The organism is Bacteroides sp. AM23-12 (assembly GCF_003434395.1).
GTDB lineage: Bacteria > Bacteroidota > Bacteroidia > Bacteroidales > Bacteroidaceae > Bacteroides > Bacteroides thetaiotaomicron.
The window spans coordinates 1-11,942 of the sequence record NZ_QTLF01000058.1 but is presented as its reverse complement, the minus strand read 5'-3'; the positions used below and the strand labels follow the sequence as shown (position 1 = coordinate 11,942).

General features: G+C 46.0%; 6 protein-coding genes and 4 pseudogenes. 2 read left to right on the top strand and 8 right to left on the bottom strand.

Features of this window, described 5'->3' with window-relative positions:
- The 3 genes and pseudogenes from DW640_RS22540 to DW640_RS22530 form a co-directional block, all read right to left on the bottom strand.
- A pseudogene (locus tag DW640_RS22540) lies at window positions 1-313 on the bottom strand (efflux transporter periplasmic adaptor subunit); the annotation flags it as partial.
- Window positions 314-399: 86 nt separating this feature from the next.
- On the bottom strand, window positions 400-810 hold the full coding sequence (locus DW640_RS22535; RefSeq protein WP_011108102.1) for a DUF6769 family protein: 411 nt from the start codon (window positions 808-810) through the stop codon (window positions 400-402).
- 95 nt (window positions 811-905) lie between these two features.
- Window positions 906-2,543 (bottom strand): ABC-F family ATP-binding cassette domain-containing protein, encoded by a 1,638-nt coding sequence (locus DW640_RS22530; RefSeq protein WP_008761073.1) that lies wholly within the window; start codon window positions 2,541-2,543, stop codon window positions 906-908.
- Between the two features lie 144 nt (window positions 2,544-2,687).
- Here DW640_RS22530 and DW640_RS22525 point away from each other — a divergent pair, with 144 nt between their 5' ends.
- Window positions 2,688-3,086, top strand: coding sequence for a response regulator (locus DW640_RS22525; RefSeq protein ID WP_008761074.1), 399 nt, complete (start codon window positions 2,688-2,690; stop codon window positions 3,084-3,086).
- 294 nt (window positions 3,087-3,380) lie between these two features.
- On the opposite strand, the gene DW640_RS22520 is transcribed toward DW640_RS22525, so the two are convergent.
- The gene (locus DW640_RS22520) at window positions 3,381-4,994 is read right to left on the bottom strand and encodes a SusD/RagB family nutrient-binding outer membrane lipoprotein (RefSeq protein WP_008761075.1); all 1,614 of its coding nucleotides are present in this window, start codon (window positions 4,992-4,994) and stop codon (window positions 3,381-3,383) included.
- Window positions 4,995-5,005: 11 nt separating this feature from the next.
- A pseudogene (locus DW640_RS22515) lies at window positions 5,006-7,975 on the bottom strand (SusC/RagA family TonB-linked outer membrane protein); the annotation flags it as partial.
- Window positions 7,976-8,316: 341 nt separating this feature from the next.
- Between DW640_RS22515 and DW640_RS22510 the strand changes: the two are divergent.
- Window positions 8,317-8,538: a carboxypeptidase-like regulatory domain-containing protein gene (locus DW640_RS22510; protein ID WP_008766446.1), complete on the top strand. Its 222-nt coding sequence runs from the start codon at window positions 8,317-8,319 to the stop codon at window positions 8,536-8,538.
- Window positions 8,539-8,735: 197 nt separating this feature from the next.
- On the opposite strand, the gene DW640_RS22505 is transcribed toward DW640_RS22510, so the two are convergent.
- The 3 genes and pseudogenes from DW640_RS22505 to DW640_RS22485 form a co-directional block, all read right to left on the bottom strand.
- Window positions 8,736-9,650, bottom strand: a complete 915-nt coding sequence (locus DW640_RS22505; protein ID WP_117578975.1) for an Rpn family recombination-promoting nuclease/putative transposase — start codon at window positions 9,648-9,650, stop codon at window positions 8,736-8,738.
- 1,292 nt (window positions 9,651-10,942) lie between these two features.
- Window positions 10,943-11,359: pseudogene (locus DW640_RS24470) on the bottom strand (DUF4373 domain-containing protein); the annotation flags it as partial.
- Window positions 11,360-11,717: 358 nt separating this feature from the next.
- Window positions 11,718-11,942, bottom strand: a pseudogene (locus DW640_RS22485) (N-acetylmuramoyl-L-alanine amidase); the annotation flags it as partial.

Below are 11,942 nucleotides of genomic sequence, written 5' to 3'. Positions count from 1 at the left end.
TGATAGCATTTACCTTTACACCGGCAGCGTTAGCTTTCGCTTTCGGGAGGATGATTTCATCGCTGTGCTCGCCGGCGGGTTCGCTGGTGGCAGCTTTGCCGTGATCGTGTCCTCCGCTGCATTCACCTTCGTGTGAATGGTCGGCTCCTTCGGCTTCGTGGTCATGACCTTCCGCTTCGTGGTCATGTCCTTCGTGTTCATCATGATTGTGTGTGACGGTCTCGTGGTCATGCCCTTCATGACCAGTATTTTTACTATTGCAAGAGCCCAGGACGAATAATCCTATGACTCCTATAAAGATAAGTTTCTTCATAAATGTTGTTTTCCTACTAAGTTTTACTGTTTTTGTACGCTACAAAGATAGAGTAACGCAGATGCAACTTGCTTGCATTTACGTTATTACGCAAAAACAGAGTAGGGAGGGGCCCGAAGTGAGGAGGTACGAGGTATTTTCGTACCGTGCAGGGATTCACGATAGATGTAGTAATTTTTGACTCGTCTTTCCTGCGGTCGTAATAAATGTTCGATGATCGTATCCGTAAACAGGGTGGCGACGAATACGTAATTCGGTCCGCTGTCCGTGTGCACGGAGGGGATGGGGGAGTGGAAGCGGGTCATGCATTCGCTGCTGCAACATGAATCGCTTGCGGGGTGATGATGGTGGTTGGGGCATTGCTGCTCTACCGGTTGGTCCTGCTTCATGCAGATCATCCCGTTGGGGTGGTGGTGATGGGGAATAACGGCGGCTACCAACATAATGATGTTGATAAAGAATAGCATCGTTACTATGAATCGTTTCTTCCCTTTCATCCTTTATTGCAGAACCTAAGTCTATTATTAAATTTGCACAAATATACAAATACTTTTTCTTTCACCTAAAGCAGATAATGTCTTTTTATTGTTTATTATTTCTTTTCCAGTTCCTGCAACGAATCCATCTTCTTCTTTTCGAGGAATTCGTAGATGCCGCAAAGATGCTCCGTCACCTTCTTATTGCCGAATTCGTAGACCTTTGTCACCAGTCCGTCAAGGAAGTCACGGTCGTGCGAAACGACGATCAGGGTGCCGTCGAAATCCATCAGCGCTTGCTTGAGGATATCTTTGGTTTTCATGTCGAGGTGGTTGGTCGGCTCGTCCAGAATCAGGAGGTTGACCGGTTCCAGCAGGAGCTTGATCATTGCCAGGCGGGTACGTTCGCCACCCGAAAGCACTTTCACTTTCTTCATAGATTCTTCCGGCCCGCCGAACATGAAGGCGCCCAGCAAGTCACGTATCTTGTTGCGGATTTCTCCTTTTGCCACGTCGTCAATCGTCTGGAAAACCGTGAGGTTTTCGTCCATCAGCGAGGCTTGATTCTGCGCGAAATATCCGATTTGTACGTTATGTCCCAGCGTCAGCGTGCCGTCGTGGTCGATTTCGTTCATGATACATTTCACCAGTGTCGATTTACCTTCACCGTTCTTGCCTACGAAAGCCACCTTGTCGCCACGTTCAATTGTCAGGTTGGCGTTGCGGAACACGACATGGTCGCCGTACGTCTTTCCGACACCTTCCATCGTGACGGGATAACTGCCCGAACGGGGCGAAGGCGGGAATTTCAGCCGCAGTGCCGAAGTATCTTCCTCGTCTACTTCCAGCAATTCCAGCTTTTCCAGCATCTTGACACGGCTCTGCACTTGCAAAGTCTTCGAATACGTCCCCTTGAAACGTTCGATGAAGGCTTCCGTTTCGGCGATGAACTTCTGTTGCTCGTCATAAGCCTTCTGTTGCTGTTCGCGGCGTTCCTTGCGCAGTTGCAGGTATTGGGAGTAGTTTACTTTATAGTCGTAGATGCGGCCCATCGTTACTTCAATGGTGCGGGTGGTGATGTTGTCCACGAATTTGCGGTCGTGGCTGATCACGATGACCGCTTTGCCGTTATTGATCAGAAAATCTTCCAGCCATTGGATCGATTCGATGTCGAGGTGGTTGGTCGGCTCGTCAAGCAGGAGTACGTCCGGTTTTTGCAGCAGCAGTTTGGCGAGCTCGATGCGCATGCGCCAGCCTCCGCTGAAGTCGCTCGTCTGACGTTGAAAATCTTCGCGTGTGAATCCGAGTCCGAGTAATGATTTCTCTACGTCCTCTTCGTAATTGGTTGCGTCGATGGAGTAAAATTTTTCGCTGAGGGCGGACACTTCCTCGATCAGTGCCATGTAGCTGTCACTTTCGTAATCCGTCCGTGTTTCCAGCTCCTTGTTCAGTGCGTCTATCCGTGCTTCCATCTCATGTAGATGCGCGAAAGCCTGTGCCGTTTCGGCAAACACGGTTCTGCCGTCTTCCGTCATCAAATGCTGCGGGAGATAGGCTACTACGCAATCCTTGGGGGCCGAAACCTTGCCACGGGTAGGCTGTCGGACTCCTGCCAGAATCTTGAGTAAGGTACTTTTTCCCGCTCCGTTTTTTCCCATCAGGGCGATGCGGTCTTTTTCATTAATAACGAAAGAAATATCACTAAATAGGGTAGTGCCGCTAAACTCTACGGCTAGTCCGTCTATCGAAATCATACAATTCTTTATAATTTGAGGCGCAAAGATAGCGAAATATATCAATCTTTTTTATAACTTGCGGGCTGAAAAACATTATTAACTGAAATATGTTGACTAAAAAGTAATTTTAGAGAATAATTTTAAAAATAATATAGAAACGATATGGAAGGCGGACAAACAAATGAATTCAGACCTCTTATCTTAGTGGCCGAGGACGACGACAGCAACTTCAAATTGATCAAAGCAATCATCGGAAAGAAATGTGATATACAGTGGGCCAAGAATGGCGAAGAAATCGTGGCACTGTTCAAGGAATACGGCAACGAGGCCAAAGCGATCCTGATGGACATCAAAATGCCTGTGATGAACGGACTGGATGCTACGAAGATCATCCGCGGAGAAAACAAGGAAATCCCTATCATCATGCAGACCGCCTACGCTTTCAGCTCTGACAAGGAGAATGCGATGAACGCAGGAGCGAGCGAAGTGCTGGTGAAACCGATCACACTGTCGATTCTGCGCAATACGCTGACGAAGTATTTCCCCGAATTGGTCTGGTAGACTGATCTCTTTTTTTGTCCGGTAGACTGATCTTTTTTGTTTGTTAAACCGGTCTTTGCTCCGGCAAGCATGATCTTTATCCGGTAAAACGGTATCGCTGAGTAGAAAAACGGTATAACAATTCGGGTGTTTTTCCTGTTTTGTATTTGTGATATTAACAAATAGCTGACGGCTGTAAAAGTAAAATAGGCGGACCTCACGGTCGGCCTATTTCTGTTCGTTTCCGTTAATTTGTTAGAGTTCAGAAACGACTCTATGTAAAGTCTCTCCTTTGAGAGATTTTAAGAGCGATTTTTATCGGCTTCCACCTGCCCACCAAACGGGTTCGGAGTATACGTATTGTCCGTCACCAAAGGCTTCTTTGATGGCTACATTTGCCAATACATCGTCTGCTCCGTAACCGAAACGCAGCGGGAATTTGTTAGAGTTCAGCGGGTTTTTCAGTTCCACTAAGTTTTCGTTCGCACCTTTCATACGGCGGTAGTCGTTGTAAGCTTCTAAAGATTCGCCGGATGCACCAAAGAATGCGAGATATTTCTGTACCATTGTTTCTTTTAATGGGTTAGCGGCAAAAAGAGGAGCTACTTCATTATCAAAATAGGCTTCGGCGACGGCGTCACCCAAGAAATCGGCTTTCCCGCCCAGCCAGTTTCTGGCGGCATCGGCAACTGTATTCTCCAAATTGGCAAATGCAGCGATAACGGCATCTTTCAAAGCGGCTTTTGCTTCATCTACTCTGCCACCCAGACGACACAGGGCTTCTGCTTCGAGGAATTTTACTTCATGGTAACTGATCAGTTGTGTGGGAGCGGTCATAGCCCATGAGGCCATAGACATGCCATAATTATTCTGTAATTCCTGAGGGGTGCCGTTAGGAGCTACGTTGATGGCATCGATTGTTGTGGCTTGATTTGCACCGCCTCCATATACAACATTTCCGCTAGGATCAGGTTGGATAAATGAGCGTGGAGCTCGCGGGTCATTTCTTGTTGCAAATTTCTCGATGAGACTTTCGCTGGCTGCAAGGCTGTTGCGGCTATAGCTGAAAGCCCAAAGGGGATTTAGTTGGGAATCACCGTCATAAATGTCCAGTTTACATTCTTCATTTGCATTGGTAAATGATTTACTTACATAGGTCAGAATGTTTTGGAGATCGGTGGTCTGATTGGCGCTTTTGTTAAGAAGACGCATTGTATAGCGTGCTTTCAGTGCATAAGCTGTTTTAAGCCACAGACCGGCTTGTGCATCTTGGTCTGATCCGTAGATGAGGTCTTTTGATCCCACTGCACCTGATAATCCTTCGTCTTCGGCTGTTCCATCCTTCAAAAGTGTGATAGCAGCATCCAGGTTCTGCATTACTTCTTTGTAGATAGACTCTTGTGAATCAATTTTAGGTTGCATATACTTCGGTGTGCCGTCCGGATTTAAAACTCCGGTTTCGCTGAACGGTGTGTCTCCGAACACATCGGCTACTACCGCACCATTGTAGGCAAGAAGGATTCTGGCTATTGCTTCAGTTACTACATTGCCTTTTTCCGATGGGTCTTCCTGACACTTGTTGATTACAATCTTTGCATTCTTTATATTGGCGTAAACGCTGATCCACGCATTGTTGTAGGTCGTGGCAGTGGTCGGTTCTCCGCTGCGGACTTCTGCCCGGTAGAGTTGGTTGCCGATACCTGTTTCGTGCTCCATGTAAACGGACGAATAGAGTGAAAAATCTCCTCCTACTGTGCTGAATGCAGTGCTGACTCCCAAGTCTGTTATCAAAAACTTCGCCGGAGCATCCTGCGGGTTATTGGGATTCTTGTTGACTTTGTCCATTGCATCTTCCGTACAAGCAGAAGCAATGACAGCAGTAAAGAAAGAAACTGCCAGCAATTTTCCTATTGATTTATATTTTTTCATTGTCTTGCAGATTAAAATTTAATATTAAAGCCGAAACCAAAGCTAGCTGTTTGCGGCATTGAATAGTCTTCGAAAGCTCCGGACATATTGTTGTTTCCTTGGCTGGCTTCCGGATCAAGGTCAGGCATCTGTGCCCAGACGAGGATATTTCTTGCGAAAGCATTCACCGAAAGTTCCATCCACTTTTTCTGGAGTACTTTGTAGCTTACTGCCACTTCGCGGAGTTTGATGAACGAGTTGTCGTATACAGAAGATTCGTCAATATCGTTCAGGCGGCTGTAGTACACTTGTTGCGCATTGGCTCCGGTGATGGCGATATCGTTTTTGGTTCCGTCCTGTTTGTAACCGTCAAAGATGATCGTGCCTTCCCGATTCTCTGTTCTTTTGCTGACGCCGTAGTAGTCGGACAAACCGGTAGTTCTGCTGTACATCTGGCCACCTTGTTTCCAGTCAAGTACAGCACTGATGGTACATTTCCACAGACGCAATGACGTATTGAAACCCATTACGAAATCCGGAGAAACTTTTCCGATCACCTGTGCCTCACCGGCGACAGGCAAACCGTTTTCGTCTACCAGACGATTGCCGTTAGCGTCTCTCTTGTATCCTACGCCATAGATTACAGGGAATTTTTCGCCTGCTGATGCACGAACCTGTGGAGTGACGTAACCACCCAGTGAAATGTTTTCCACACCCGGAGCCAGTTCGTCTACATAGTTGTCGATTTTGGTCCAGTTGAAACCGAAGTCCCAGTTGATATTCTTCGTGCGGATCGGGTTGAATCCCAATGTGATTTCGTGCGTGTCGGTATGAATCTTACCACCGTTTGTCAACAGTTTGCTGGCACCGGTAGAAGACGCCAAAGGCACTGAAAATATCTGGTCTTTGACGTTCTGACGCGAATAAGTATAATTCAACGTAATCAGGTTGTCGAAGAAGTTCACGTCGGCACCGATTTCGTACGAACGTGTATTCTGCGGTTTCAGATTCGGGTCGAATATTGTGTAGTACGGGGTATAGGCAGTAGTACCTTTGATGGGGTACATGATGGGAGTCAGCGAATAGAATCCTCCTCCGTACGTGGGAGTCGAGTAATAATTCTCAAGGAAATCACCAGCCTGTCCTACTTCCGCATAAGAAACTCTCAGTTTGGCGTAGTTGACTACATCATTTTTCAGTTCATCAAGTTCTGTCAGGATGAAACCTGCTGACACAGAGGGATAGAAGAACGAACGGTTGTTGCGCGGCATGTTGGACACATAGTCCTGACGTCCGGTCACAGTCAGATAAAGCATGTTTCTGTACGAAGCCGATACGTTGCCGAAGAAACCGACAGTACGGTTTTTCCATCTTTCTTCTTCTGTAAGCTGAGTGGTTGCATTGTTGATATGATTCCACCCTGCGAAGTTATAGTTTGTTCCGTATTCGTAGTATTTCTTTCTGTTGCTCTGGATAAATTCGTTACCTGCTACAGCGTTCAATCCCCAGTCGTCATTGATGCGCCAGTCGTAGTTGATGGTCAGCAATGAGTTGTAGGTAGCGTTTGTCCAACCGTAGTTTTCTATCTGGCCGCGACCGCCGCCGGTGTTACTTCCGTATCCGTAGCTGTCAGAGTAGTGAGTGGTATAAGCGTCTACACCTAACATATATTTCGCGTTCAGTTTATGGTTGGCCGTTCCGAAATCTGTTTGATAAGTGGCATATACATTTCCGAAGAAACGGTTGGTGTCTTCTGTGTATTTGTTGTTGTCAATAGCCCAATAGGCATTGTCAAAATTTCCACGGAAAGAGTTTTGCTTATAAATGTCGCCGTCTACATGGCTGGGGATACCTGCCAGATCGTAGCTTGCGGGCGAAGCGTAAACAGTTCTCAGCAGTCCGTTTCCGGACGTTACCGCCTTGTCAATCGAAGTCGTGATGTAGTTTCCTGCAAAACCGGTTGTGAAGTTATTCGTCAGTTTCGTTTCGGCGCTTACTTTCACGTTGTATCTGTCCATGCCAGTTTTGGGGATAATACCGTCTTGGTGCGTATTTCCAAGAGAAACGGAGTATGAACTTTTTTCCAGCGTTTGTGCCACGTTCAGCGAGTTGCTCCAAGTGATACCTGTTTCGAAGAATTCTTTTGTATTGTCGTAAGCCTGTGGAGTAGCCCAAGGGTCAAGACCTGCTGAAGCACGCTGCGGCACGTAATATTTGCCGGATTGCATGCCATACTTTTGAGTGAATTCGTTGTCGGTGTTGCCGCCATAATTGGGATCGTTGGACAGTTCAGAAATCTTAGGTCCCCAGGATAATCCTGAAGTTGGGCTGTATCTTCCGCCGGACCCCTGTGCATACGTCTTTTGGAATTCGGGCAGGCGACCGACTACGTCAAAACTGACATTGGATGAGAAACTGACTTGGGGTTTGCCTTTTTCCAGTCCCTTACCGCTTTTGGTGGTGATGATGATCACACCATTGGATGCGCGGATTCCGTAAAGTGCCGAAGCCGCCTGTCCTTTCAGAATGTTGATACTTTCAATGTCGTTCGGGTCGATATCTACCGCGCGGTTGGCAAAGTCCACACCGCTTACACTACCGTTGTTCTGTATGTCCGTATCTACGTCAGGAGTACTGGTCACTGCCATTCCGTCGATTACGTAAAGCGGTGTGTTATCTCCGGAGAAAGAACGTGCGCCACGGATCGTGATCTGTGAAGATGCTCCGGGCATACCGCTCGAAGGTTTGATATCCAGACCGGAAACTTTTCCTTGCAACGCTCCTGCCAGGCTGGAGTTGGAAGCTTGGGTCAGTTGTTCGGACTTCACGTCCTGAACGGCGTAGCCCAGCGCTTTCTTTTCGCGGGAGATACCCATGGCCGTTACTACGACTTCGTCCAGGGCTTTGGCGTCACTTTTTAATACTACGTTGATAACGCCCTGTTTGATCGTTACTGTCTGCGGAACCATTCCTACATAGGAAACGCGCAAAGTTTTAGAAGAACTTGGTACGGCGGGGAGTTGCCCTTTCGGGAAGCGTTAAGTGTTTTTGGGGCTATTTAAGGCATAAAATGATAAAAAGATAGCATTTCGAATGATTCGCTGATGTTATTTTATGAAAATAACGATTTTAACACTATCTTTATGTCGTGTAATGTAATTTGAATATTATTAAAATCGCATTCAAATCTTCTCATTTTATCAAAATACTGATTAAATTCTTTCAATATGATACTTTATAGTTAAAAACGTAACACTTTTTTAATTTTGATATAAATAGTGTTATCTTTGCACCCTGTTAGAGACTAGAAGTCTATTTATAGGTTAAATTTAAGAGAGAATTTATGAAAAGAAAATTGATGTTCTTTATGACCTTCCTTTTTGTGGGTATAGGTCTGGTGACAGCGCAGACGTCCCGAGTTACCGGTGTGGTAACCGCCGAGGAAGATGGCCTGCCTGTTGTAGGTGCTTCGGTATTGGTGAATGGCACTACTCTTGGTACTATCACGGATATTGATGGTAAGTTTACAATCACGAATGTACCAAGTTCTTCTAAGACTTATTGATATTTTATAGCCTCTCTTTTTCCTCCTTTTTTATTCTATCTTATTGTAAATCAGAATATAAGTGCTTCTTTCCGCAACTTGGCTTCCCGGCTCACTTACTATAATCGCAACCTTTTCCCTTTCTTTTTCGATCTCAGTCATCTTTTTCGGGCAGGTACTTGGCTTGTTTTCAGGGGGCGGATGCTTAGGTTCTACCTTTATTTGAGGCTTTCTATGAGCGATAGGGGCAGACCGGTCTTTTCGGCAATGAGTTGATTGTCAATTCCTTGCTTTTTCATGTCGATGGCTGTCTGAAAGATGTTCAAGGCTTCTTCGCGACCTTTCTTCAGGCCTTCCTTCAGGCCTTCCTCAAGTCCTTCTTCAAGTCCTTTCTTCAGCCCTTCTTCCATCCCTTTCTTTATTCCTTCCTTTTCCGCTGCATCCATTGTCACCAAATAATCCCGGTACACTTTGACGCTATTGTCGTATAGCTCTCTCTCCTTTGGAGACATAGAAGCCACATCAGCGATCTCTTCGAGTTTTTCGAAGACGGCTTTTCGTGCCTTGAATGGCAGGCGTTTTAAAGTTTCCATATTATTTAATATATAAATCCAACGTTCAAAATTCGTTTCACATTCCTCTTCGCTTTTTTTGAAGAGGGGGAGGGCGATGAATATTTGCCGGAACTTCTCCGAGAAGAGTTCACCTGTCTCCTTGTCTGCAAGAATAACGTCTGTCCGGAGTTTTATGTTCTTGTCCATGATGAAATTCATCAGAAAGACTCCGTAAACAGCTTTTATTTCAAATTTCCAGTCGTGCCCCGTCCGGCCCTGGTTGACGATGGCACGGGAGAGATAGAAGATGGAGCGTTCTTTAAAATTGCTCTGCATGCGGTTTTGCATTTCGACAATTATCTTTTCGCCCGTGTCCGTGGTGCAGTAGACATCGTAGATGATGCCTCGTCCTTCCGGGTAGTCCGGCAGCTGTTCGTTGTTCAAAAACGTTAAGTCGGTTATCACTCGTTCACCTTCGAGAAGGTCGTTCAGAAATTCGATTAGTAAATTCTTGGAGACTTCTCTGCCGAATATTAGTTTGAATCCGTAGTCGGTGAACGGATTGATAAATTTGCTCATTGTTTTGGTTGTTTCTCTTTTATGTTGTAAAGAGATGTTTCTCTTCGCATGTATAGTGAAGAGGCTTTTCTTTATTCTACAAAGATAGGATAAATTATTGTTTTATGATGCGTTTGGCGGGAGAAATAAATGACGTGGGTGCTCAAAAATGTTCATCTCCCTCTTAAAAATGTTCATCTTCCTCTGACTCGCTTTTTGAGGATGCCGTTGTAGGTGTCTTCAAATTCTGCCGAGTGGTTGAGTGCCCAGAGGATGTAGTCGCCCGGCTCGTTCTTTTTGAGCAGGGTGGAGCGGTATTCGGAGCTGAGGACTTTCCATAAGGTGCCGCAGGGACCACCCAGCTTTCTGCGTCGGGCGAGGGCGAGGATGGCTTTCACGGTTGGTTCGTTCCGGATGCCGATGGCGTCCATGTTGAGGCGTAGCAGGGATTCGGAGAATCCTCCGGAAGCAGTGCTTTCGTTCGGGGCTTCTTCTTGCTGACTTCTTTCGTATTGGGTTCCGTTGTGCTTGGCTTCTTCCTGCTGGTTTCTTTCGTATTGAGTTCCGTTGTGCTTGGCTTCTTCCTGCTGGTTTCTTTCGTATTGGGTTCCGTTGTACTTGGCTTCTTCCTGCTGACTTCTTTCGTATTGGGTTCCGTTGTACTTGGCTTCTTCCTGCTGGTTTCTTTCGTACTGAGTTCCGTTGTGCTTGGCTTCTTCCTGCTGGTTTCTTTCGTATTGGGTTCCGTTATATCTAGTTTCTCCCTTCTGATCTATTCCTTCATTTCTTCTTTCTTCCTTATTTTCCTCCCCTCTTTTTCCGGACGAGATTTCTAAAGACAAACCTTTGACAGCAACAGGCGCAGCCTGAAAAACGCCGTTTGACGGAACGGGCGGCTGCTCTCTATCCTTCTCCCATTCATTTTCGGTTTTGCTTTGTCTTTCCCTTTCTTTGTCTCTTTCTCTTTCTCTTTCCGGTTTGCTTTTAATCTCAGTATCTGTTTCCGATTTACTTTCGATTTCTGTATCCGTTTCCTGTTTTGTTTGTGGGATTGTTGCTGCAATTTCTCGGTTTTTTGCAGCATTAATTTTCATAGCTGCTTCGTCGGTCACTGTTTTTGTAGCATTGATTCCTGTGCCTGCTGCATGGATATTTGTGCCTGTCGTGCCGATTCCTGTCTTTGTTTTAGTAACTTCTGTAGCTGTGATATTGATTCTTGTTTTTATTGCGTTGACTTCTGCGCCTACTATATGGCTTTCCGCTTCATACACTTCTGTACCTTTTGAATTTATATTATTTCTTATTTCTGCGGAATTATTTTCCGTTCCATCCTCTCCTTCCTTGATGAGCCAAAACCGTTCCAGCGGGAGTTTGTATTTCCTTCGGCTGTCGGTAATGATTTTGTGGTATTGCTCTTGGATGGCTTGCGAAGTCAGAATCCCGTACTCCTTATATATATAGGTGTCGAATAGTCCGACGGACAGGCAGTCGTCGATGATGGCCTGCATCTCCTCCTCCTCGCAACATACTTCCTGCGAAATGTCGAACAAGGTATCTTGATTCCATGCGACATAAAATCCCTTTTCTTTGTAGATGAGGCAGAGCAGGGAAGTGAGTGCGGCAATTCCTGCTGCATGATGACGGTTGGAAATGCGGCGTACCTTCCTGTCTTGGAAGAAGTTGACATCGAGCGGGAAATAATCTAATCCGGGTTTGGAAATACGGGCCATCTTTTTGAATATTTAGAGTGATATTGAATGATAAATAATGAATAAGGCGAATCGGTAATTTTAATTTAGCTCATTTCAGTATGGTGATAAGCTACTTGATAGTCAGTTCTGTCTCTCAACTGAGGGTAACTAAAAAGTCGATTCTATCTCAATTGGGGGTGACTAGAAAGTCGATTCTATCTCTATTCTCCTCCTTCGGGAAGGAGGAGTGGTCGCAGACCGAGGTGGTAGGAGAAATAATGTTTATACCTATTTCTTTGTGAATGATAGGATTATGCATTCACCTACCACCTCCCCCTACGGGTACTCCTCCTTCCCGAAGGAGGAGAATAGAGTTACTATTGCGTACAACTACTCCCTAGAACTCCTTTTTCACATCGAAGCAGGGACAGGCTTTCATGTATTCATTGGGTGAGATGATGCCGTCTCCGTTGAGGTCGGGGCTTGTGTCCCGGTGTCCGATGACCTGTTTCACGTTGGGGAAGGCCAGTTGCAGAGATTTCACCAGTCGGATGAGGGCAGTGCGTTGTGCATCTGTCCGTGTGTCGGCGGGGCGGCCTTCCTTGTCCAGTCCGCCGACGTA

Coding starts and splice junctions, on each gene's coding strand:
- DW640_RS22520 (WP_008761075.1), bottom strand. CDS start 4,994: ATGAAAAAATATAAATCAATAGGAAAATTGCTGGCAGTTTCTTTCTTT.
- DW640_RS22505 (WP_117578975.1), bottom strand. CDS start 9,650: ATGAGCAAATTTATCAATCCGTTCACCGACTACGGATTCAAACTAATA.
- DW640_RS22535 (WP_011108102.1), bottom strand. CDS start 810: ATGAAAGGGAAGAAACGATTCATAGTAACGATGCTATTCTTTATCAAC.
- DW640_RS22510 (WP_008766446.1), top strand. CDS start 8,317: ATGAAAAGAAAATTGATGTTCTTTATGACCTTCCTTTTTGTGGGTATA.
- DW640_RS22530 (WP_008761073.1), bottom strand. CDS start 2,543: ATGATTTCGATAGACGGACTAGCCGTAGAGTTTAGCGGCACTACCCTA.
- DW640_RS22525 (WP_008761074.1), top strand. CDS start 2,688: ATGGAAGGCGGACAAACAAATGAATTCAGACCTCTTATCTTAGTGGCC.